Origin of the sequence: Caballeronia grimmiae (genome assembly GCF_022879615.1) — a bacterium.
Lineage (GTDB): Bacteria > Pseudomonadota > Gammaproteobacteria > Burkholderiales > Burkholderiaceae > Caballeronia > Caballeronia grimmiae.
On the sequence record NZ_CP084277.1, the window covers coordinates 24,600 to 47,398 of the forward strand.

The window sequence follows — 22,799 nt, forward strand, 5'->3', positions numbered from 1 at the left end:
AGCTAGGCCGGCGGATCCCGTGGGAATGAGACTTCGCCCAATACGAACCATGTCGCGCACCCGGATATAAAACCAGGCGCGTCAGCGCTCCGACCGGCCGGACGCCGGAAGCAAACTGAGGCATATCGATGGCAAGAGGTAAAGACGCGGCGCTGGTGAAGCTGCAAGCAACGATCGAGGCGGAACACGCGAAATACAAGTCCGCCGTTTTGGCGGCGGTCGAAAGTACGCTGGCTGAATGCGGACTAACGCTCGCGGACCTTTTGGACGCGAACGACACGAGCAATCGCGCGTCGGGCGAACGCCGCAAAAAGCGCAAGGCACCGTTCAAGGGCGTACAACCGCGAAGTATCGCGACCCCAAGACTGGCGCGACGTGGAGCGGAATGGGCCGTGCGCCGGGCTGGATCGCAAATGCTCGCAACCGTGATCGCTTCATGATCGAGCAGCAGTAACAGAAGCCGCGCGAGATTCGCGGTCCATAACGAACAAAGGCTTGAGCTGTCGAGATTCGCTTAACTTTGAACATTGTTCGCTTAACCTTGAACTCTGGGCGGATCGAGCCTGTGGCGCCACAATCCGGATGAGAGACGCGCGACAAATGGAATGAACGCCCCCACCTACCGGATGCGAGAGGCTGAAGGAAGGGGACCCTCACGGGCCGACGGCATCAAAGTGCCCAAATGGAAGATCATTGAGATCTTCACAGGCGAACCGGAGGGTCCGAAATGAAGTATACGACGGTCGGGGTGGATATCGCGAAGAACGTCTTCCAACTGCATTGGGTCGATGCTAACTCAGGTGAGATCGTGAGCAAGCGACTGAAGCGTGCCGTATTCCTTGAGCATTTCGCGAATCGCGAGCCCTGTCTGATTGGCATGGAGGCTTGTGGAGGTGCCCAGCACTGGGCGCGACGATTAATCGAGATGGGCCATCAAGTCAAACTGATGCCGGCGAAGTTCGTCAAGGCTTTCGTGATGGGCAACAAGAATGACCCGGCGGATGCGCGTGCGATCTGGATGGCCACGCAGATGCCCGGCAAGGCCGTCGCAGTAAAGACAGAAGGGCAGCAGGCTGTACTGGCGCTGCACCGGTTGCGGCAACAGAAGATCAAGTTTCGAACGGCGCAGATGAACTGTCTGCGGGGGTTGCTGACCGAATACGGCGAGGTAATGGCCAAGAGCCGCGCCGCGCTCGACAAGGCGATTCCCGGCGTGCTCGCGAAGCTGGCCGAGCGTCTGCCGGCGATGCTGATTGAGTCGTTACGCGAACTCTGGAGCGACCTTGAGCGGCTTGACAAACAGATCGCTGACATTGAACGGCGTCTGCAGACGTGGATGAAAGACCCACGCCACCACATTCAGGTGATGCCGGGGTTGATTGACGCCGGCTAGCGTTGCCTGCGTTGGCGTGCCACCGACACAGGAGGATCAGCACGGCATCGACCTCACCGAATGAGCCGCTGTTCCTTTGAACTGAACGTCGAAAGCTACCGTCGCCGTACTGCCCTGCAGCGCAAGCAGCAGGGACCGGGACGCCCGGCCAGTAGAGCGACATCCCTTGCTGACATATGCGAAATCGTCCAGGATGACCAGGTCGAAGCGATCCAGCCGGTTGATGGCTGACTCCAGCGCGAGCTCGCGGCGCGCGACCTGCAACCGTTGCACAAGGTTTGCCAGTGCCAGCGGAGATCGTGCGGCTCATTTCGACGACCTCCGGTTGACCAAAGGGTGTCGGGCCTGCCGCTCCTTGCCCAGCAGCTCGTTTTCTGACCGTGCCTCGATTTCACCCATGGGCGACGCGAAGGCCTTCAGGTCCGGGCGCGAGTTTGCTGCCTAGCTCGGTCTCGTGCCCAAGCAGGTTGGCACCGGCGGAAGGTCGCAACGGTAGCTGTCGCTGTCAGCAAGCCAACGCCCGGAATCGCGGCGATTGCTTTGCATGCGTTATCGGTTTGGCGAGTCCCGGTCCGACCTGTCTTGTCATCACACTCGATTGCCAACGCAACCCACATCCGCGCCGAGTTTATGCGCTGCGCCACCTCGACAAGGCGGTAAACCGGTTGATTGTGGCCACGACGCCCACGGAGAAAGCCGAGGCGGGCTGGTGGGCGCGGCTATGGCGAGAGCGGCGGGCAAATCTTTCGACACGTTGCAATATAGGCGTCACGCTGGCAATGAGGGGCAGATAGTTGGCTAAGCAACGGGCACCTATCGACCGGTAGAACGAGGATGTTCGCCATTCCACATAACGCGAAGCGACGGGGCCAGCAGTGCGGCAGTGCAGCAAGGGCCTAAACATAATTAAGCCATCGAACGACCTCTGCTCGCACGATTGCCTGAGGTGCCGCCGGGGAGTTCGTTTTAGGGGCGGTTCACTAAGCCTGTCCGCCTTAACCTAGACGTGGACCCCGAGGTCCACAAGCAACTGAAGCTCCGCGCGATCTGATTAGCGGCAGATCGGCTAAATTGAATTTGTACGCGTAGCCCTTACTAATGGGCCTCTCATTCGGTGCGGCCCGGATAGTAGGTTTGTCCACCTATCAGTCAGTAGAAGGGCGCTTGCCTAGGCAACCAAACAAGATGCAGTTACTCGTGGTTGTTGGTGCAGAGCAGCAACGAGCGAATCGGAGATAAGGTGATCTTTATGTTGCGGGCAAGCGCCGCCAAGCACCTGGACCCTCGCGCCGAACCGACCGGCCGCAGGCGGATCGGCCGCGGCATTACTCAACGCTTTGATTGGGGAGTGTAGCGACCGACTCGATCGCTAAGCATCTGACCGTCTCAATCGCGATCTCCAACGGAGCTATTTCGGCACGAAACGCTGATACGTCGACGCTGTGTGTCGTCTCCGCCAGAGAAAGTTGCTCGTGCGCAAGAAGCAGCTTCTCCTCCAGGCGTCGAACCGCTGACCCAGCGCATTCTCGGCACCTGAGCGTTGCTCCGCCTCCAGCGACATCGCGGAAAAGGCGTGGCCTGTATGGCACCGATACCTGAGTGGATATCCCTCACCGATGCGCCAAATGACGCCGCCGCAGTCCGGGCAGGTCAAGCTCGTGCGATGTCCGAGTCGTTCCAGCTCGGCTGGCGATGAATGGCCGGTGGCGGCAATTTTGAGCTCAAGCGCGGCGCGCGCTCTCTCTTTCATGTCAACACCCTCCGACGAATGGTCTGTCAACGCTTTGACGATGGCCGGGCCTACGTCCTCGATCGGAGCGACCACGCCGGGTGGAACAGCTTTGAGAGCGGCTTTGGGCATGTCGGGAGCAACGCAGGTCGACGGATCTTGAATGATCGTATAGCCGCCGCAGGCATGGATGGCCTTCAATCCCGCTGCGCCGTCATCCAGTTTTCCGGTGAGCACAACGCCGATTGCGCGGTTACCATAATTGACCGCTGCCGAACGAAAGAGCGGGTCAGCGGCCGGCCGCGTGAAGTTTTCCTTCGGCGCGCTCGACAGGACAATGCTGCCCTCAGCAAGAAGCATGTGCCGATCAGGCGGTGCAATATAAACCGTCCCCGCGGTGATGACCGCACCGTGGGAGCCATGGACGACCGGTAAGCAGCTCTCTGCGGCGAGCAGCTTGGGTAGCTGGCTTGGCCACGTGCCAATATGCATGACGATGAACATACTCGCCGGGAAATCGGCAGGCAGTGTGGAGACGATCGCTTGCAGCGCTTGCAGCCCACCCAGCGACGCCGCCACTACCACGACCTGCCCTCCGTTGCGTCTTTGATCCATGTGTTCCCCTCCGTCGAGCAGACCAGCAAACGACGAGCCATTTGCATCAGCATGAAAAAATGCGCCCCGTTAGACCCATGTCGTTAGACCCGGGTCTTCCGGTTCTTGCTGCGCGCCGGTCTTTAGAAGAAACCAGTGCTTACTTCTGCTGCTCCATATCAGATTAAACTGGTCGATACTTAAGTCTAGGTTGTCTTCGTCAGATGGAAAAATCAGATCATGCTGCGGGCAACCAGACGGCAGCGCTTCGCAAAACTTCCGCCCTCGACTTTCCGATCGTCGGAATCGGTGCGTCGGCCGGCGGTGTTCAAGCGCTAATCCGATTTTTTGAACACATGCCGCGGGACCCGGGCATGGCGTTCGTGGTTGTCCTCCATCTTTCGCCTTCGCACGAAAGCCAGGCCGACAACGTTCTGCGGCGCGTCACCCGCATGCCGGTCCTGCAGGTGACCGAGGCCACGCCGGTCGAGAAAAACCACGTCTATCTGATATCTCCGGCGACCGCGCTGTCGCTGACCGATGGTTACCTGTCCGTGACGCCAGCCGAGCGCGGCCGGGGCGGACCTGTCGCGATCGATCTGTTTTTTCGCAGCCTGGCCGAAGCACACGGCGAACGTGCGATTAGCGTCGTTCTGTCAGGCACGGGCAGCGACGGCGCAGTCGGCATCGGCCGTGTCAAGGAATGCGGTGGCATTACGCTGGCCCAATCGCCGGAGGATGCCGAGTACGGGGAGATGCCGGCCAACGCTTTGGCAACCGGGCAGGTCGACATCGTGCTGCCGGTTGTCGACATCCCGCAGAAGCTGATCGAACTGGCCGGGAACGCCCGTTCGATAAGTCTTCCGACCGCCGACGTCGACCCGAGCGGGACGGCGGCAGAAGGGGCTGAAGACGGCATGGATGCGGCAGAGCACGCGCTGCAACGCATCCTGAAGGCGTTGCGTGTCCGTACTGGCCATGACTTCCAGCACTACAAGCGCGCGACGGTATTGAGGCGGATCGAGCGCCGATTGCAGGTCAACGGCCTGCCGGACGTGCTTGCCTATCAGCGCTTCGTTGAAACCCATCCGGACGAAACAGGCGCGCTGCTTCGCGACATGCTGATCGGCGTGACGAACTTCTTCCGTGACCGTGAGGCATTTGAGGCGGTCGAGCGTGAAGTCGTGCCAGCCATCATCGGCAGCAAGGCGGAGGGTGAGTCCGTTCGCGCATGGGTGGCCGGGTGCTCCACGGGTGAAGAAGCTTACTCGCTCGCCATGCTGTTCAACGAGGGCAAGACAAAGAGCACCGAATTACCGAAGCTGCAGGTCTTTGCAACGGACCTCGATCAGCAGGCGATAGAAGCCGCACGGGCTGGCAGCTACCCGGAGTCAATTCTGACCGACGTTCCGCCTGCGCGCCTGCGGCGTTTCTTCACGCTGGAGCGCGGCCGATACGTGATCAACAAGGCGCTGCGGGAAAGTGTTCTGTTCGCGCCTCACAACGTGCTGCGCGATCCGCCGTTCTCGCATCTCAATCTGGTGTCGTGCCGCAATCTGCTGATCTATCTCGACCGTAGCGTGCAGCGTCAGGTGCTCGAAACGTTTCATTTTGCGCTCGAGCCGGGTGGTTTCCTGTTTCTGGGGACCTCGGAGTCGGTCGACATCGCGGACGATCTGTTCAGCACGGTCGATAAGAAACACCGCATTTATCGGGCAAGAATATTACCCACGAAGGTCCCGTCGATCTCGTCGCCGGCTGTGACCGGCAATCAGGCCCCCGCGCCGCGCCCGCTCGCGCCGGCACCGATGCGCGACCCCGCAGGCCTGACTTTCGCGACTCTTCATCAGCAGGCGATCGAACGGTACGCACCGCCTAGTGTGTTAGTGGACAGGAACGCGGAGATCCTGCACATGTCCGACGACGTCGGGCGATTCCTACGCTATGTCGGTGGTGAGCCCTCGCACAATCTGCTCACACTCATCAACCCTGATTTGGGGCTTGAATTGCGCGCCGCGCTCTTTCAGGCACTGCAAAACGGCAGGAGCGTCGATGCCGAGCGTGTGCGGTTCTCGCACGGCGCCACTCATTCCTACGTGAACATGACGGTTCGTCCGTTCAACGATGCTACGGACTCGGCGGTGTTCTGCACGGTTTTCTTCGATGAGGTTGAGGAAACGACTCGCCCCGACCAGGCAGAGCAGAGCAACCCGGATCAAAATCCGCTCGTCGCACATCTTGAGGGCGAATTGCATCGCACCAAGGAACTCCTGCGACTGAGCATTGAGCAATCTAATGCTTCAAATGAGGAACTTAAGGCTTCAAACGAAGAACTTCAGGCGATTAACGAAGAGATGCGCTCAGCGACCGAGGAACTCGAAACGAGCAAGGAAGAACTGCAGTCGGTCAACGAGGAGCTCATCACCGTCAACAGCGCGCTTCAGGCGAAGGTCGAAGAAACGGCGAAGGCCAACGACGACTTGCAAAACCTGATCGCGTCGACGTGCATCGCCACGATTTTCGTCGACAGCGAGATGCGCATCAAACGATACACCGCACCCGCTGTCGGATTATTCAACCTGATCGAAACGGACATTGGCCGTTCGCTGTTCGACCTGACGCATCGCCTCATCTATCCGGAGCTGGCCGCCGACGCGCGTGCTACTTTCCAAAGCCTGCAGATTACGCAACGCGAAGTTAGCACGACGAGCGGTGAATGGTATCTGATCCGGCTGCTGCCTTACCGAACCGGCGAGGACCATATTGACGGCGCTGTGATGACGCTGATTGACATCACGGAGCGACGCCTCGCGCAGCAGGAGGTTCGTCTGGGAGAGGAACGGCTCAAGCTTGCCGCAGTCGCCACCGACGACTACGCGATCATCGTCCAGGATCTGGACGGCAGGATCGTGAGCTGGAACAGGGGTGCACAGCGCGTGTTTGGTTATGACGAACCGGAGGTGCTGGGCAAGCTCGTCGATCTGATCTTCACGCCGGAGGACCGCGCGCGACATGTCCCACGTCGGGAACGCGAGACCGCAAAGGCGATTGGTCGTGCCGAAGACGAACGATGGCATCAACGTAAAGATGGCAGGAGAATTTACTGCAGCGGGGTGATGACCAAAGTCACCAGCGAAGGCTTCAGCGGATTGGCCAAGATCGCTCGTGACATGACCGATAAGAAGAGCGTGGAGAGTCAACAGCAGATGCAACTTGAACTGGAGCGAGCGACGCGTGCGCAGGCCGAATCCATCAATCGCCAGAAGGATGAATTCTTCGCCGTACTGTCACACGAACTCAAGAATCCGCTGAATCTCATTCACGTGAAGGCCGAGCTGCTCAGTCGTGCTCCCGATGCACGGCATATTCCTCTGGTTTGGGACGCGGCCCAGGCCATTCAGCGCTCTGTCATCAGTCAAGCAAAGATTATCGACGATCTTCTCGATCTGTCCCGGGTACGCACGGGAAAGCTCGCCCTGAATTTCGCCGACGTGGACCTCGCCGCCGTCGTTCGCTCCGTAACGGAAGCGTGCGCTACCGATGCGGAAAATAGCGGCATCGCGCTGAGTACGTCCGGGACCGACACTGCACTTGTCGTTCAGGGTGACTCCGTGCGGGTCGAACAGATGCTATGGAATCTTCTTCGCAACGCGCTCAAATTCACACCTCGTGGGGGCAGTGTTAGGGTTGCTCTGTCCGAAGATAAACGCTTTGCCTGCATTGAAGTCAAAGACTCGGGCAAGGGCATTGCGCCGGAGTTCTTGCCCAAGGTCTTCGACATGTTCAGTCAGGCGGACGGGAGCGTCAAACGCGATAGCGGCGGACTCGGGATTGGCCTGTCGCTTACAAAGCAACTGGCGGAGATGCATGGCGGAAGGATTGAAGGGGAATCGGCCGGGGTCGGTCGGGGAGCTTGTTTCCGGTTATGGTTACCAAAGCATTCTCCTTTTGCCGTGCGCTCGAAGTCGCCGGGTGTTGCCGACGCCAGCATCCTTAAGGGACTCAGGGTTCTGCTGGTTGACGATTCGATCGAAGGCCTGGAGGCGTTTGGCGCGCTGCTCGAAATCGAAGGCGCCCAGGTCACCATTGAGTCCAGCGCGCAAAAGGCACTTGCCGTGGCCGAGGAACGTCAATTCGATCTGATTCTGTCGGACATCGCTATGCCTGGCATGAGCGGGTATGAACTGATCGAGGCACTGCGCAAGCGGCCGAATATGGCCAAAGCTCCCGCTATAGCGTTGACGGGGTTCGGACGTGATCAGGACGCTGCGCGGGCGTTGCGCGCCGGGTTCGATGCGCATCTCGGCAAACCGGTAACCTTGACTGCGTTACTGCAGGTTATCGGAGCGATCACGCAGCAGCCATAGCAAGTGGGCACGTCGGCAAAGTGGTGTTTGCAGTCGATCTCGCGGCCCGTTGAACTGGCGGGGCCCGCCGAATGACCCTTCTTTGCAGAAAAAGACACCCGGGGCCACCGGACGGGGAACGCCGCAACGGGTCGCCGCTCGCGACACGACAAATACCAGCTTGTCGGTATTCCGCGTCCGGTTTGGTCGCGCAACGTCGGTCGCCTTGCTTGCACCAAATACTCAAGTGCATAAATCAATTCTCACAGCGCATCGTCTGGAACACTAGACTGACGCGCGCTGTTTAATCGCGCTGTTATATTATTAATATAATTAAGACACGAAATATCAGTAATAATTTCGCTGTTTAAAACGATCGGTCGTTGAAAATTGAAAACTCATAGAAGATAATCTAGAAAGAAAGGGTAAACACCCAGACGTACCTATTGTGCACACCTTTTGTTTCGATAAAATGTCTCAAACGTTTAGATAAAGCCAGTGTTTGCAGTTCGACACGTTCCGCGTTAGCCGCCGCTAAGTGAGGATACGCATGACGGAAACGTTTATTGGATGCGCGGTGGCCGGGGCCGCGATGCTGATTTCGATCCCGTTAATCTTCCAGCATTACGTCCGCGAACACCGACGCGAAATCTTCCTTCAACACCTGCGCGATAACGCCTTGTCATCACGAGCCGGCGCAGCCGAAGAACACTTCGATAAGCGGAGTTCACATGAACGCGAATGCATTAGCCCGGAGCGAGCTTCTCCATATCGAAGTGGTTTTGGCACGATTAGAAACGTTTCCTAGTAGAAACGCTTTCTTCGCCACCTCATTCATTATTGACCCTGAATACTGGAAACGTCGCATCCTAGACGTTTGCGCCAAGAGGCTAGACGCAGATATCGGATTGCACGCGGACAAGTTACTTAAGCGCCTGTCGGCAATCACATGATTCGTTCGTTTTGGAGAAATAGATGGAAAACGGCGAGGTTACTTATAAGAGTTTCGTTCTCAGACCACTCGCAGCTTATGACGATGGCATGTATGTCGCCATGCTGATTCTTCGGAATGGCGACGGCATTCAAACGGCCAGCGGAGTATTAGGCAGTTTCGCCTGCGCGCTCGACGCACGGCGGTTTGCTTTGAAGCATGGGATGGACGAGATCGATCAGGGGGCGGTTCCGAAGACAGAATCGCAGCCGCGTCGGCAGTCGGCTTTTCGAACGTTGCAGGCATAGCCAGGATCGATGCGCCGGCCGGCTACCTCTCACAGTGTCTCACCCCAAAGTAGTCTTATCTCTTCAAGGATCATCATGGAAACCGGTACGGTCAAATGGTTCAACGATGCCAAAGGCTTCGGCTTCATCACACCCGACAATGGGGGCGATGACCTTTTTGCGCATTTTTCGGAGGTTCGTGCCGAGGGTTTCAAGTCGTTGGCTGAGAACCAAAAAGTAAGCTTCGAAACCAAGCGCGGTCCGAAAGGTCTGCAGGCGGCGAACATCAAGCCGCTGTAGTGCAAAACACTGCCTGCGTGAACCCGCTCAGAGAAGCACCCATCTTTTACGCCGGTCCCTTGTAGCCTGGGTTCGGCGGACCTCGAGTGCCAGTTGCTGCCTCGTGGGCGCGGCACGCGCGCACAACGGGGCGTTTGTGCCCAGTGAAAGTAACCGCGAACTTTGTGTTCACGAACCCGGCTATTGCCCCAATGAACCCTGAGCGCCTACAGTGTCCATATGGACACTCAGCCAACACCGCCCTTGGAAGTCATCAAGGAGCAAATAGCCCAACACGAAGCGCGGATCGCAACGCTTCAGATGTTGATTGAAAATAGGCCTCTATCCTTCGAGGACTTGCTAAGAGCCTCTGATGTGCTTGTGCTGCTGGGGCATGAGTTGGACCGATGGGAAGCTCTTCAGGAGCTTGTCCGGGGTCCTAGGCCGTAAGACGGTCCGCATCGTCGGGCCACCAACACGCGCCCACGCGCCGCAACGCGGTTGGTTGCCCCAATAGACTCGCGCAGCGTCTTCTATCCGGGTCGGATTAACGAAGGGCTTAACGGACTTCCTCGCTATCCGTGGAATGAGTATCAACCAGTTCACCACACTGGACGAGGCCGCGCACCATTCGGCCAAACTGAGACAACCGGGGTTTATTTCGAGCGGAATTCCGGCCCGGAAAAGCCGGTTTTGCTGCGGTGCAGCATGTCCGTTTACCACTCGAAGCAACCGATTCCGCCGCGCATAGGCCAGTTGGAGCGCCGCTTCAAAGGTCTGCGATATCTGCCGGGGCTAGCTCAAGGTCGTACCTTTAACCGGGATAGGTGCGGATACGGCCTTTTTGCCGCTCAGAAAGGGCCAGGCTAGGGGCGGGGCATCGTACGTGGTTTAGCCGCCGTTTCAGGATAGCCACGTCCCCGAGGGCTACGCTACCGCGTGTCGTCATGCCTCAGTACACCTCTACGTGGTCGGGATATACGCCGCTTTCCCGCACGGCCTCCTCCACGTCCTCGGGACTGTCGTATCCGTCGAAAGAGCCAATGTCCTTCTCACCGACAAGGAGACAGCCCGCCCATCGGCCCGAGGGCGCGCGGTAGATGCGCAGCGTAATGGAATCGTGTTTGTCTTGTTCCAATTTTTCTCCTAGAGCAAGCGCCCTTGCGGGGCTCGTTCGAACGTGAAACGGATAGCCTTAACCTTGCGACCTGCCTTGATCGGCTCCCAACCGATTTTCCAGCCGTCCTTTTCCTCCAGTTCCTTTTTTAGCCGGTTCGATGATCTTTGTCCGCAGTTTCGCAAAGTCCGCGCGTTGCTTCTCCGTGGCGTCCATTGCGGTAGCGAAGTCCTCAATGTCGTATTCCGCCCAACCCGTAGACTGAAAGCGGGAGAGTAGCTCTAGCATTCGCCACGAGTACGCCGACCGCAGGGCCGTAGCCTGTTGGAGTTGGTACGTGGTGAAGTTCTTTTTGAGGCCGAACAGGGCGGAGAGTATCTCCGGCCACCACGCTAGCTCTACCCATCCCTCGCCCTCGTGATAGGTGCAGCGACCCACCCATCGCATATCAACCCGCAGAGGCTTAAGCGGCTGCCCGCCCCGCTTGTGGGTAAGGGCGTTGGACATGGTTATCCAGCGTTCCCCGGTTGACGGGTTCAATTCTTCTGTCAATCTATTCTCCCTTTTCCGGGTCATTCGCCCTTAACTAGACGGCGGGGAGCATACTGGACCGTTTCTCCCCTCAGTGCAACCATGGGAGAATGTGGATAACTCGGGCTTGCGAAGCAGAGCAACCCGGAAAAAGGGAGACAAACCCGGAAAAGGGAGACAAACCCGGAAAGGGAGAATAGCGTCCCGCAAAACTTACCGGGCAACGGTTCCAGTCCCCATAAACAATATAAAAACTATCTAAAAGAGGCGCCTGTAGGCAACGGACGGGCCGCAAGTCTGCCGAACCCGGGAAAGGGAGAATAGACGTAGCCAGAACCGAGAGACCGTGCGGACAAAAAGAAAGCCCGCGCACCGGAGAGAGGCGGGCCAAGCAGGGAATGAATCACCAACGCGTCCACGCCATGAGGACGCCATAAGTACATTAGGCGGACGGAAGCGATAAACAAAGAAAATCCGCCGCGAGGGGAATCAACAGCGGGTTAAGTCCGCGTCCGAACGAGAGCGCAAGGACGGGAGGGGATGCCATGTGTCAACAATCCTCATACCTGCCGAGTAGCTGCTCTAGCTGCTTTTTCGTAAGCTTCCAAGGCTTCTTCCAAGATTTGGACCAGCATCTTGTGGGCAGCGACAATTGTCGTGGCCGGTCGTTGACGCTTGTTTTGGCCGGTGGTGAGGAGTCGTAGGCGGCGTAGCCGCAGGAGACGACGAGCCACCGGCAGCGCCAGGTCGACGGGGCTTTAGGATGGGATGATCGAAGCTTGAAGAAGAAGCGGTCAGCTCATGTCTGGAACCCGCATTACCGACCAACAGGTTCATCTCTATATGAACAAGCGCAAACAGCATTCTCAGGAAGTCGCGGCCGCCAAGACCGGTATCAGCGTGCGTACGGCACGCCGCATCGAGCGCGATGCCACGTTGCCCTCGCAGAGGCCGCGTCAATCATGGCGGACCCGCCCGGATCCCTTCGTTGACGTATGGGACAGCGAAGTCGTACCGCTGCTGCGCAGTGCGCCCAACCTGATGGGCATCACGGTCCTGCGCAAGCTGCAGGATGATCACCCGGATCGTTATCCCGATAGCATGCGGCGCACGCTGGAGCGACGTATCCGCCAGTGGCGGGCCCTTGAAGGGCCTACGCAGGAGGTGTTCTTCCCCCAGGAACATCAACCGGGCGTGCGCGGACTGTCAGACTTCACCGATATGAGCAAGCTGTGCGTGACGATCGGCGGCGCCCCATTCGGTCACCGGCTGTATCACTTCGTGCTGGCGTTCTCGCGCTGGGAGTACGCGAACGTTGTTGAGGGTGGCGAGAGTTTCGAGGCCCTCGCAGCGGGATTGCAGAACGCGCTATGGCAGGCCGGCGGTTGCCCGCGCGAACATCGTTCTGACAGCCTGTCGGCTGCCTTCAAGAATCTGACAGAGCAGGAGGACTTCACGAAGCGTTACGCAGCGCTACTTGACCATTACGGCATGGAGGGCACGCGCAACAATCGTGGCCTGGGTCACGAGAACGGCAGCGTGGAATCCTCGCATCGGTATCTGAAGGAAGCGGTCGACCAGGCCTTGATGCTTCGCGGCCATCGCGAGTTCGCTGACCGGGCTGCGTACGATGAATTCATCCGTGAGGTGGTGATGCGCCGAAACCGGCGCAACGCTGCGGCGTTTCGTATTGAGCGCGCACAGTTGCAGGATTTGCCTGAACGTCGCACCACGGACTTCGTCGAGGAAGAAGCGCTCGTGACCCGCTGCAGCACGTTCACTGTGCGGGGCATCCTGTACAGCGCGCCGTCGCGCCTGATCGGCCACCGGCTGAAGGTTCGGATCTATGGTGACCGGCTCGACTGTTACCTGTCCGGTGCGCCGGTGCACAGCACCGCGCGAGGTTCCCGTGCAGCGGACAACCGCCACGCGCTGGATTATCGTCACTTCATCGATTCTCTCAAGCGCAAGCCGCAGGCGTTCAGGGGGTTTGCGTTTCGCGACGCGCTGTTTCCCCGTGAGGCCTACCGCCGAACCTGGGAGAGGCTGGAGGCGCAACTGACGCAACGTCAGGCATGCAAGACGATCGTGGGGCTGCTCGAACTCGCAGGACACCATGGCGTTGAAGCGTTGCTGGCCGAGCGGCTGGACGTCTTGCTCGAAGCAGGCGAACTGCCCGATCTGAAGCAGTTGCGCGATGAATTCGCGCCACGTCAGGCCCTATGTCCCGAGGTGGTGGTCGAGATGCCGCCCGTCGCGGTCTATGACGAGCTGCTCGACAAGGTGGCAGCATGAACATCCCTGCCCATGACAACGGCCGTCTGGCCCTGATGCTGAACGAGTTACGCCTGCCGACGATCGGCAGGTTATGGCCCGAGTTCGTTGAGCGCTCTGACAAGGAAGGTTGGCCGGCTACGCGATTGCTCGGGGCGCTGCTCGAGCATGAGCTGGCCGAACGTGCCAAACGACGCATCGAGCGGCACCGGACCGAGTCGCATCTGGACCCGACCAAGACGCTGGCCACCTTCGACTTCGGCATGGTGCCAATGGTCTCGAAGGCGCATGTCACTGCGCTGGCTACCGGAGATTCGTGGCTGGAGAAAGGTGCCACGATTCTCCTGTTCGGGCCGCCCGGTGGCGGCAAAAGTCATTTAGGTTCGGCCATCGGACATGCTTTGATCGACGTCGGCTATCGCGTGCTGTTCACGCGCACCAGCGAGCTCGTACAGAAGCTCCAGGCCGCGCGCCAGAGTCTGCAACTTCCATCCGCGCTCACTAAGCTCGATCGGTTCGATCTCATCATCCTGGACGACCTGTGGTACGCGCGCAAGGACCAGGCCGAAACCAGTGTGCTGTTCGAACTGATCGCCGAGAGGTATGAGCGCAAAAGTCTTTTAATAACGGCCAATCAGCCGTTCTCTGGCTGGAATGACGTGTTCCCCGACCCCGGCATGACGGTCGCAGCCATCGACCGGCTCGTCCATCACTCGACGATCTTCGAATGTAGAAAGCTATCGCCGTCGAAAGGCCAGCGACAAACAGAGCGCGCGCCGGCGACAATTACCCGACGACAATTACGATGGAGGCGCGACAACTATGAATTAGCCAGCGACAACTACAACCCGTTGACCGGCCAAAATAATTGTCGCTGATCGGCCGTGCTGCTTGACGCTGTCTAATCTTGCCTTCACGCACGGCAATCGCGCGAATGCGCTCGTCAAATCCCCGAGTATCGAAGAGTTTCAAGACGCGATGGACGCAAGTCCGGCCTACCGCGCGAACTTCAAGGAGTTGCGCAAGCGCGTGATCGAGCCATCGGTCAAGGAGCTACTCGATAAGAACGGCCCCGTCGTGAAATGGGAGCCAGTAAAGGCCGGCAGGAAGGTGGTTAGACTGCGCTGCGAGTTCGAGCCCGATCCGCAAGGCGCTCTGTTTTGACAAAGTTGCGGGAAAAGCCAGGTTTGGCCGAAGAACACCGGTATAAACGGAGCTGCTGTCCGCAAACGGCCGCTTAACTGCCACTTTTCTGCCCCTATGGGTGGAGTGCGGACCGCCGTAATCGGTTGACGTCACAAAAGCGGCCGATATCTGACACTTATCGGGCACTTCCAGGTGCCCTCCAGAGCCCATACAGGGCCCACAAAGTCTCTTGCCATATTTCAATCTCGGATCAGAGCCGCCCAAGGGGCCAAGCAGGGTTCCTAGACGGCCCCAAGTGTTGTCATCCGCGCAGATTGCTGTTCGCCTGCTCAGTAGCAGCAAGGATCAATCGTTCCACTACCTCCCGGATCGTCTCACCCCGATTCCTGAGTCCTCGGAGGGCTTCAAACGCCTCAGATGAGATCCGCAGTCTCGGCAGCGCATCGGCAGGTTCAGAGAGCCCTTCAAGCCGCGTTCCGCCTACTAGTTCCGCCTTGACCTTCCACACACTGCCCTTCGGTAGCCGATGCACGGTGACGAATTCAGGCTTGCTGTTCATAGGTGGCCCTCAGATAGTTGTTCCAGACCCACCGGCCGCGGCCTTCGCCATGCCCGAGGTCACGAGAGCACATTGCGAGCGCTTCTTTCTCGCTATGACCTTCGCTCCGGTAGTGCTCGTAGTTATCGCGACAAAAAGCGCGGCGCAATGCGTGACCGGAGTCCTTACCGGTCAACCCCAAAGCCGCAAAGCGGTCTTGGACCTGCTTTTGAGCTGCTCGCGTACTCTTAGCGTTGACCAGATATGGCCGTGTCTTTGTCGTGACCTCCAGCGCTGACCTGACTGCAGCCAAGGCTCTCGCCCGATAGGGTTCCGGGATTACGGTGTCCCTGACGCGTCCGCCTTTTGTGCCGTGGCGGATCGTCACAAAGCTCTGTCCGCGTGCGAGCGCCGCCTCCCACTGTTTCAAGCTCTTATAACTTTCAATCATTTCTTCTCGCCGCAAGCCCAGGCAACGCTCGAGCTGGATCCAGGCGCGTGTGTCAATCGATGCATGTTCGAGGGCGTGCCCAAGCACGTTTGCATCGACTACGCGGCCAATGCCGATCCGCGTGCCGGTCGGCACGCCAAGCTGTTCATTGGTAACGGCATCCGCCCAGTCGCCGCGGCCTGCCCCCTGCAAAGCACGGCGAAGGTGACTGACCTCGTTCTGGATTGTGCGCGGCGTGATGCCGGCTTCGATCCGAGTGCCGACATAGTTGCGAAGCTGCTTCTCGGTGACCGTGGCGGGATCGACATCGCCATAGCGCCGCTGTTTGGCATGCGTCGCAAATGCTCTGAACGTCGTCAGCATTTTCTGCCGAGTCAACGTCGCAGCCCCCTTGTAAAGCGCTGCCATCATGAACTTCGCTTCAACAGAATGTTCTCGCGCCTGAGATCGCTTCGGCAGTGACGCGGGCTTGCTTGTGCTTTTCATCGTCATCTTGTTTGCGTTGTTCGTTTTCGTCTTGCGCCCGGTCGCTCCAGCGAGCCGGGTACTGCGTGCGTTTAGGTAGCTGTGGGCCGCCACCTGGAGGTGGGTTTTATGGCCAGGGTGCTGCTGCCGATGAGGTCGTTTGTCGTTCGCCGGTTGGCCGGTTCGACGCGCTGACGTGCGCTTAACTATCACGTCGCGAGACGGGCGTCTTATGTGGCGAGGGCGAGAGGGGTGCGCGAAAGCGCGTCACTGCTACGCGATGCGAAGCAGTGACGCGCAAAATCACGTGGTTGCCTTCGGCGGATGTAGCCTGATGATCAGCCCGCGGAAGGCGGTGAAGGCACCGCGTCGTGCTTACTGCGTTTGGCTGTCGGCACAGCAAACGGGAAGCGTGGACGCGATGCGCTAGATGGGCTGCTCGTTGGCCGCCGAAAGACGAGGGTAGGTTCGAGCACGGTGGCTCGGAGAAATATAATGCGCGGGCAAGGCGCGAGGTGAAAAGTGTCTACGCTTGGAATGGACGGACTACCAGAGCCCCGCCGAAGCGCCTCAAAAAAATCGCTCAGGGGGCTGTGCAGGGCGGACGCATCCGATGCACTTGCCGTAAGCGGTTTGCGGGCAAAGTGCCCGGCTTAAAGATGGGATCGACTCGGTTGAGCCTACGTCGATGCGTCGAGACGCGAACGTTAGCGCGACCTTATCACAGGGTGGTTTGCCCTGGCTATGACATGTCCCAATTTCTTTAAAGCTATCAAAAAAGGATGCCTTTAAAGAAACGGCCACTTTCAAAAAGACCCAATAAAGGAGAACCCTTTCCATTTCGCCGTTGCATGCATACCATGCCTATGGATGAACCGCGAGTAACAATTGCCCAAGAGGACGATATGGAAGAGCCCATTCTCGAAGAACAACTCCGTACGCTTGCCTATCAACTATGGGAACAAGCCGGTCGCCCTGATGGGCGGTCAGATGAGTTTTGGCAGCAAGCGCAACATGAGCTTGGCGTACAAACCAACGGGTTGGCAGATGAAGCCACTACGGACGCGAAGGGGCTTCCGTCGAATCTTCCGCTCCCTAAATGATTGGCTTTGGGCTTATTCAGTGGCCTTGGGCTCGCAGCCCGGACTTCCCTGCCGTCGGGGGCGCGAAAAGGATCTTGACTGCACGTGACGCGCATCATCGAGCTTTCAGGTGTCTCACTTGCGATGTGGTACTTAATACTTAAAAAAGCCCGCGCAAGCACGGCGGGCCAAGCTTTCCACGCGGTCGGCCGAGAAAGCAATCGCTCATGCGTGTCTTCTTTTTCGCCTTCTCTTTGCGTACTACCACGCCTAAGCTTTTTGTTGCGCCTGTCGCAAGGCGCGCTTTAGAGCATCTGTCTGCTTGGCCCGTTCCTAGTGTCGGGCCTTCTTTCCCTAACCGGGGAGCTATTCTCCGAAATGACTCACGCCATGGACGACAGCTATTGGGAGATCGTTGTAAGACCGCATACCGGCGCTGGCTGGCGCATAGAACTTCCCCGGCTCGATGGCCCCTTCGTGGTAGTCGTTAGCGATGCGATGTCAGCCCTACGCTTAGCGTCCACCTTGGGTAAGGGCCGGGACATTCGCTTCCTGCACGACCTTCCTGCAGTCTCAAACAGTGACCAATCCTTTGCTTCTGAGGGCAGGTAGGTGTTCTTTTTTACGGTCAATCGATAGGCTTATCCACTCAGTACCGGACATTCGGATGGAGCGGCATGGGGTGACGGCGATGGGTAGGAGGTGACACGTGCTTCGTCGAGTTGCGGAAATCCATCCGCCAACGATGCTTGATCGTCGGGGTACGGCAAGCTTGTCAGCACAGCCCCTCCGATTTTGCGGCGCCCCGCGTCGCGCGGCCGGCCCACGTCGAGGCGTATCAGCGGCGGCTTATTCCCTACACTGTCGGGCAAGGCGGGCTCGTATCGGGCGTAAGAGGAACTTGCTTGCCTCGCGTGCTATTGAGCGCATGCTTGACCGCTGCGCCGTGTGCGTGGATTCTGCTTTCCCTTACTTCCTCGCGTCGCCTCTCGCACGGCGCACTATGCCGGGTGCCTTATCAGGCGTCGCAGACTTGGTTCCGGAACCATCCGCCGGCGGTTTTTGCTAGACGGTCTTTCTGACAAAGGCTACGGCGTTAGGGAGGAACCCAGTCGCACTCGGGCACTCGGGGAGCCGATCGGGGCGCTCCGTTTCACTCTCCCCAACAACACGAGGCGGGCCGTTCGTCGTTCTTCGCACTTCAAATTTGGATCAAGATCGAACGCACCGTTGCCGGCTAGGCAGAGCGACTACGTCATCGCACAGAAGTCGCGAGCTGCGGCGTTGCAGCTCGCGGACGTCCAGCGCGCTCAACAGCGAGGCATTGACTACGCCGGCATCGATGTCAACGCCGCCAAGTGGCGTTACGTCTGCACATCGGCGTGAAACTGCCACTCCGGGGGAGATTTGCTTGCCATACACGCCATCTTATTTAGGCAAGATGGCTTGCATATGGCATCGGACAAAAATGCAGTTCAGTTATAGCGCCCTAATACCGGCCGCAAATCGCACCTTAGCCACATCGTAGACACGTGCGCCGTACCGCACCATTGTGATCCGTAGGAATGAGAAGACTGGCGACGTGTCGGGTGGCACGAAGGGGTCCGGTGCTGAGGATTGGACGACAAGCTAGGCATGTGGCGATCTCACCTTGCCTAGATCGAGCCGATCCGTTGCCATTGGAATGCGCGTCAAGCGACTGCTCAAGAGCCTGTAGCCATCCCATACGCGCTGACGGACCGTCTAATGAGAGAAGCGCCCATTAATAAAAAAATTGACAGGCGCAGTCGGGGCCTATATCCTGAGGATCGAAAGTTCAAGAAGCTCGATTGCTGATCACCATTTTCCGCCTCATCTGCGCGGTACTCGCTGTCCTCTCTTCTTCCTTGAAGTTTTTGTCGCTCCGCACCGGAGCTGTTATTTCTATTTCAGGGAATTCTCATGGATACCGGTACTGTTAAGTGGTTCAACGATAGCAAAGGCTTTGGCTTCATTACTCCTGACGCTGGCGGCGACGATCTGTTCGCACACTTCTCGGAAGTCCGAGGCGAAGGCTTCAAGACGCTCGCAGAAAACCAGAAGGTGAGCTACGAGACAAAGCGTGGCCCGAAGGGTATGCAAGCCGCGAACATCTCGCCGCAGTAATGTAATTCAAGGGCCGGTCTACCGGCCCTTTGTTTTTGTTAGCCGACTAGCATCCTCGCTGAGCCACGCGCTCCCGATCTGATCGCCGCATTCGACTGCGCATCATTTGTCTCCGACACGATCTGTCTCGCCTCAAATTTTTTTGACTTACTTTCGCTCGTACGACATTGATGCCGTGCGTTCGTTGTCGCGTATGCAAAACACTAACTATATTCACCAGTACAACGGTTATTCGATTTCGCCGTCCGCCCACCGGTTACCTGACGGCTGGTTTGCTGCAAATCTGCTACTCACCAGAGGTGACGCCGGCAGTGCTGAAGCGGTCTCCTACAAATTCGACGTGCTCGACTATTTCGATAGTGAAACACAGGCGGTGGGGCACGCTACAGCATGGGCGCGTGGCTGGGTCGACAGTCGCGGTTAAGTCGTGGCCGGAAGCGCACAAGCGGCCATGCGGGGTGCTCCCGCGGTGCGCTTGAAAAAATCTGTCTCATCGCGGTATGCGTACCATATTTGCTGCCCGACCGAGAGTTTCATAGCCCCGGGGTGCTGCTTCCGTCAGGTAGGTGCCGTCCGACCCAGTGCCCACGTCAACCCGATTGTCGCGAACGGCGTACTGAAGAACCGCGAAGATGTTCGGCTCACGCCTCGTTTCCTCAAAATGCCACTCAAAACGATCGCCACGTTCGATCGCTTGATCTGCGCAGCGGTATTCCCGTCATTCCATCACAAGGAGCAGAGATGGCGTTATTGATCGTGCAGGTTGCAGTTAGCGGGGAACTGGTGGAGGTGTTCGAAATGCCGGTCGATGATGTCGACGGACACCGGATGCTTGCTTGCGCTAATGAAGATGAGCGGGTGATTCGTCGCGCCGGCCAGACCCTCGAAGAGGGCGAGGTCTGGATCGATCTAATCGACAGGGACGGCGAGACGCTGTTCGATGAGGTGGCATGTTTTCACCGGGCAGACGCCCCCGACGCGCTGCAGCTTCATCTCGGCATGAACGCCGCCGTTGTTAAAGACTGTCTTTCAAAGTCAAATGTTGCTTCGCTGTATGCGAGGCATCGCGTAGCTGCTCAAGCATACTTCCGCAAGGTCGATCGCCTTGTCGACTGCTCCGCGGTGAGCTCCAGACAAAGCAATCGCCGGCGGGTGGGGGAGGCCAGCGTCATGGATCTCGTCATCGAACTGCGCAGGCGGCTGGACGGTGTCGACACCCTGCTCGCGCTGAGTGAATTGCCGACGCAGGTCCAGGCGGCGGCCGGCCACCTGAAAGACGCGGCGAAGTCCTACGCGACTGCGGTTCAGCATCTATAAGGGTTGCCGAGGCCGAAGTTGGGGATGTAATCAAGGTTGGGAATTTTCGTCAAATCTGGCGTTGTTACCCGAACCGTTGACCGTGAGTTGGCAGCGAGCGCGTAACCTGTGCCCCCTTTTGGCGCGACGCTTGCTTCGTGGCGGTAAGGCCCCCATCGCTGACGACAGATCGTCCACGCGGCATTACAACGCAGAGACCATGAAAAATTACACACAGACCACCGGGGCCATTTCAGGCGAGCAATCTTTCAGACTGCTCGTGGCAGGCGTGACGGATTACGCGATTCTCATGCTGGATACGGCCGGATTCATCAAAACTTGGAATGCCGGGGCACAACGCATCAAAGGTTATGCGGCCAGCGAAATCCTCGGTAAGCACTTTTCGGTGTTTTACCCAAAGAACGAACAGGTTGCCGGTCGGCCGGACGGCGTACTGCGGGCTGCGGTTGACGAAGGAAAATTCGAGGACGAAGGCTGGCGGGTGCGGAAGGACGGCAGCCAGTTCTGGGCAAGTGTGGTCATCGATCCGCTCCACGATGATTCCGGCGAGCTGATTGGCTTCGCCAAGATCACACGCGACATGACCGAGCGGAAGGTCGCCCAGGAAGCGTTGCGTCAAAGCGAGCAGCAATTCGGCCGGCTGGTCCAAGGCGTGACCGACTATGCGATTTACATGCTTTCGCCGGCCGGCGAAGTGACCAGTTGGAATTCTGGCGCCGAGCGCATCAAGGGTTACGCGCGCGACGAAATTCTCGGAAAGCATTTTTCCGTCTTTTATACGGAAGAAGACCGCGCCGGCGGGTTGCCTGCCCAGATGCTGTCGATCGCCGCCACAGAGGGCCGCGTCGAGCGGGAAAGCTGGCGAGTGCGCAAGGACGGCTCGCGCTTCTGGGCGCATGTGGTGATCGATGCTATCCACAATGACGTCGGCAAACTGGTCGGGTTTGCGAAGGTGACACGCGACGTGACCGAGCGCAGACAGGCTGCCGAGGCACTGGAACGCGCCAACGCCGCGCTGTTTCAGTCACAAAAGATGGAATCGCTGGGTCAGCTGACCGGCGGCGTCGCCCACGACTTCAACAATTTGCTGGCCGTGATGTCGAACGGTTTGGATGTGATGTCACTCAGGCTCCACGAGCACGCCGATATCAGAATGCTTGAAACGATGCAGCGCGCGGTCGCCCGCGGTGCGACACTGACCCAGCAACTGCTCTCATTCGCACGGCAGCAGCCCCTCAAGGCCGAAAAATGTCACCTGAATGGCGTGCTGCGCAGCTTCGAAGCAGTGCTTCGGCGGGCAGTCGATGCCGCGATCGAGTTCGAAGTAAAGCAGGAGCCCCGACCCCGGCCAGTTCTCCTGGATGCCGCGCGGTTTGAAGCCGCACTGCTTAACCTCGTCGTCAATGCGCGCGACGCCATGCCCGATGGCGGAAAGATCGTCATCGCCGTGAAAAATGTTGAACTCGCCGCAGGGACGGTGGGCGCGCTCATGCCCGGCCCGTACGTCAGAGTGTCCGTCTCTGACACCGGCTCAGGAATGCTCCCCGAGGTTGCGGCTCGCGCGTATGAACCGTTCTTTACCACCAAGGAGGTTGGTAAGGGCACCGGTCTCGGCTTGAGTCAAGTGTACGGCTTCATTACGCAGTCCGGCGGTGACGTGGTGATCGACAGTAAGCCCGGTAGGGGCACGGTCGTCAGCATGTACTTGCCGGTAGCAAGAGGGACAAGCGGCGATGAGGAGAGCTTTACGGGTCCCATGCTCGATACGGTGTTAGTCGTCGAGGATGAGCCGGACTTACTGGATGCGACGGCTGAGCTTTTCCGCAGCCTCGGTTATGAGGTCCTGACGGCCAGTAACGGGTCCCAGGCGATGGAGGCCCTGAGCCGTCGCGACGACATCCGCGTCCTGTTCACCGATGTGGTCATGCCGAAGGGCATCGACGGTATCCAGCTCGCGCGTTCGACGCGAGACCTTCATCCTGATATCAAGATCGTACTGGCATCGGGATATCCGCTCCCAGCCCTAAAGGCGCACCACGGCAATCTTAGCGATTTTGCTTTCATCCACAAACCGTACCGGCTGGCCGATCTCGTTCGTACACTAGGCAGAGCGGCGTAGCGCGTGCTCCACCCGACGACGGATGCAGAGCGCGTTCGCTTGGCTTTGAAGCGCA

Annotated in this window: 16 protein-coding genes and 2 pseudogenes; 13 read left to right on the forward strand and 5 right to left on the reverse strand. The window is 58.6% G+C overall.

Annotated elements, in window-relative coordinates; genetic code table 11:
* Positions 1–385 precede the first annotated feature (385 nt).
* Positions 386–454, forward strand: coding sequence for a hypothetical protein (locus LDZ21_RS31520; RefSeq protein ID WP_425306872.1), 69 nt, complete (start codon positions 386–388; stop codon positions 452–454).
* 273 nt (positions 455–727) lie between these two features.
* Positions 728–1,378 (forward strand): annotated as a pseudogene (locus tag LDZ21_RS30380) (IS110 family RNA-guided transposase); the annotation flags it as partial.
* 1,423 nt (positions 1,379–2,801) lie between these two features.
* Here the strand turns inward: LDZ21_RS30380 and LDZ21_RS30385 are convergent.
* Complete coding sequence (locus LDZ21_RS30385) at positions 2,802–3,737, reverse strand: chemotaxis protein CheB (protein ID WP_244798056.1); 936 nt, start codon at positions 3,735–3,737, stop codon at positions 2,802–2,804.
* Positions 3,738–3,940: 203 nt separating this feature from the next.
* Between LDZ21_RS30385 and LDZ21_RS30390 the strand changes: the two genes are divergently transcribed.
* The 3 genes from LDZ21_RS30390 (at position 3,941) to LDZ21_RS30400 (ending at position 9,580) form a co-directional block, all read left to right on the forward strand.
* Positions 3,941–8,083 (forward strand): CheR family methyltransferase, encoded by a 4,143-nt coding sequence (locus tag LDZ21_RS30390; RefSeq protein WP_244798057.1) that lies wholly within the window; start codon positions 3,941–3,943, stop codon positions 8,081–8,083.
* 954 nt (positions 8,084–9,037) lie between these two features.
* On the forward strand, positions 9,038–9,301 hold the full coding sequence (locus tag LDZ21_RS30395) for a hypothetical protein (protein ID WP_244798058.1): 264 nt from the start codon (positions 9,038–9,040) through the stop codon (positions 9,299–9,301).
* Between the two features lie 75 nt (positions 9,302–9,376).
* A complete protein-coding gene (locus LDZ21_RS30400) occupies positions 9,377–9,580 on the forward strand; it encodes a cold-shock protein (protein WP_244798059.1) in 204 nt (67 codons plus the stop codon).
* A gap of 931 nt (positions 9,581–10,511) precedes the next feature.
* On the opposite strand, the gene LDZ21_RS30405 is transcribed toward LDZ21_RS30400, so the two are convergent.
* The 3 genes from LDZ21_RS30405 to LDZ21_RS30410 are packed head-to-tail and all read right to left on the reverse strand — an operon-like array spanning position 10,512 to position 11,228.
* Positions 10,512–10,697 (reverse strand): hypothetical protein, encoded by a 186-nt coding sequence (locus LDZ21_RS30405; protein ID WP_244798060.1) that lies wholly within the window; start codon positions 10,695–10,697, stop codon positions 10,512–10,514.
* A gap of 8 nt (positions 10,698–10,705) precedes the next feature.
* A complete protein-coding gene (locus LDZ21_RS31370) occupies positions 10,706–10,792 on the reverse strand; it encodes a hypothetical protein (protein ID WP_342346310.1) in 87 nt (28 codons plus the stop codon).
* Positions 10,755–11,228: a replication initiation protein gene (locus tag LDZ21_RS30410; RefSeq protein ID WP_244798061.1), complete on the reverse strand. Its 474-nt coding sequence runs from the start codon at positions 11,226–11,228 to the stop codon at positions 10,755–10,757. Before LDZ21_RS30410 ends, LDZ21_RS31370 begins: the two co-directional genes overlap by 38 nt.
* A 780-nt stretch (positions 11,229–12,008) precedes the next feature.
* Here LDZ21_RS30410 and istA point away from each other — a divergent pair.
* The 3 genes and pseudogenes from istA (at position 12,009) to LDZ21_RS30425 (ending at position 14,645) form a co-directional block, all read left to right on the forward strand.
* Entirely contained in the window at positions 12,009–13,502 is a 1,494-nt protein-coding gene (istA, locus tag LDZ21_RS30415; protein WP_244797895.1) for an IS21 family transposase, read from the forward strand.
* A pseudogene (istB, locus tag LDZ21_RS30420) lies at positions 13,499–14,312 on the forward strand (IS21-like element helper ATPase IstB). The gene istA and the pseudogene istB overlap by 4 nt, the downstream one beginning before the upstream one ends.
* A 60-nt stretch (positions 14,313–14,372) precedes the next feature.
* On the forward strand, positions 14,373–14,645 hold the full coding sequence (locus tag LDZ21_RS30425; protein ID WP_244798063.1) for a replication initiation protein: 273 nt from the start codon (positions 14,373–14,375) through the stop codon (positions 14,643–14,645).
* A gap of 524 nt (positions 14,646–15,169) precedes the next feature.
* Here LDZ21_RS30425 and LDZ21_RS30430 read toward each other — a convergent pair.
* The gene (locus LDZ21_RS30430; RefSeq protein WP_244798064.1) at positions 15,170–16,102 is read right to left on the reverse strand and encodes an integrase domain-containing protein; all 933 of its coding nucleotides are present in this window, start codon (positions 16,100–16,102) and stop codon (positions 15,170–15,172) included.
* An 884-nt stretch (positions 16,103–16,986) separates the two neighbouring features.
* Between LDZ21_RS30430 and LDZ21_RS30435 the strand changes: the two genes are divergently transcribed.
* From LDZ21_RS30435 to LDZ21_RS30455, 5 genes are all read left to right on the forward strand, one after another.
* Entirely contained in the window at positions 16,987–17,184 is a 198-nt protein-coding gene (locus LDZ21_RS30435) for a DUF2934 domain-containing protein (protein WP_244798065.1), read from the forward strand.
* A 1,920-nt stretch (positions 17,185–19,104) separates the two neighbouring features.
* Entirely contained in the window at positions 19,105–19,308 is a 204-nt protein-coding gene (locus LDZ21_RS30440; protein WP_027780628.1) for a cold-shock protein, read from the forward strand.
* A 193-nt stretch (positions 19,309–19,501) separates the two neighbouring features.
* Positions 19,502–19,732: a hypothetical protein gene (locus tag LDZ21_RS30445; protein ID WP_244798066.1), complete on the forward strand. Its 231-nt coding sequence runs from the start codon at positions 19,502–19,504 to the stop codon at positions 19,730–19,732.
* Positions 19,733–20,049: 317 nt separating this feature from the next.
* Positions 20,050–20,625 (forward strand): hypothetical protein, encoded by a 576-nt coding sequence (locus LDZ21_RS30450; protein WP_244798067.1) that lies wholly within the window; start codon positions 20,050–20,052, stop codon positions 20,623–20,625.
* A gap of 199 nt (positions 20,626–20,824) precedes the next feature.
* Entirely contained in the window at positions 20,825–22,744 is a 1,920-nt protein-coding gene (locus LDZ21_RS30455) for a hybrid sensor histidine kinase/response regulator (RefSeq protein ID WP_280519463.1), read from the forward strand.
* Positions 22,745–22,799 lie beyond the last annotated feature (55 nt).

Excerpts from the sequence above, each read along its gene's own strand:
- LDZ21_RS30385 (WP_244798056.1), bottom strand. The coding sequence starts at position 3,737 with ATGGATCAAAGACGCAACGGAGGGCAGGTCGTGGTAGTGGCGGCGTCG.
- LDZ21_RS30390 (WP_244798057.1), top strand. The coding sequence starts at position 3,941 with ATGGAAAAATCAGATCATGCTGCGGGCAACCAGACGGCAGCGCTTCGC.
- LDZ21_RS30395 (WP_244798058.1), top strand. The coding sequence starts at position 9,038 with ATGGAAAACGGCGAGGTTACTTATAAGAGTTTCGTTCTCAGACCACTC.
- LDZ21_RS30400 (WP_244798059.1), top strand. The coding sequence starts at position 9,377 with ATGGAAACCGGTACGGTCAAATGGTTCAACGATGCCAAAGGCTTCGGC.
- istA (WP_244797895.1), top strand. The coding sequence starts at position 12,009 with ATGTCTGGAACCCGCATTACCGACCAACAGGTTCATCTCTATATGAAC.
- LDZ21_RS30430 (WP_244798064.1), bottom strand. The coding sequence starts at position 16,102 with ATGAAAAGCACAAGCAAGCCCGCGTCACTGCCGAAGCGATCTCAGGCG.
- LDZ21_RS30435 (WP_244798065.1), top strand. The coding sequence starts at position 16,987 with ATGGAAGAGCCCATTCTCGAAGAACAACTCCGTACGCTTGCCTATCAA.
- LDZ21_RS30440 (WP_027780628.1), top strand. The coding sequence starts at position 19,105 with ATGGATACCGGTACTGTTAAGTGGTTCAACGATAGCAAAGGCTTTGGC.
- LDZ21_RS30445 (WP_244798066.1), top strand. The coding sequence starts at position 19,502 with ATGCAAAACACTAACTATATTCACCAGTACAACGGTTATTCGATTTCG.
- LDZ21_RS30450 (WP_244798067.1), top strand. The coding sequence starts at position 20,050 with ATGGCGTTATTGATCGTGCAGGTTGCAGTTAGCGGGGAACTGGTGGAG.
- LDZ21_RS30455 (WP_280519463.1), top strand. The coding sequence starts at position 20,825 with ATGAAAAATTACACACAGACCACCGGGGCCATTTCAGGCGAGCAATCT.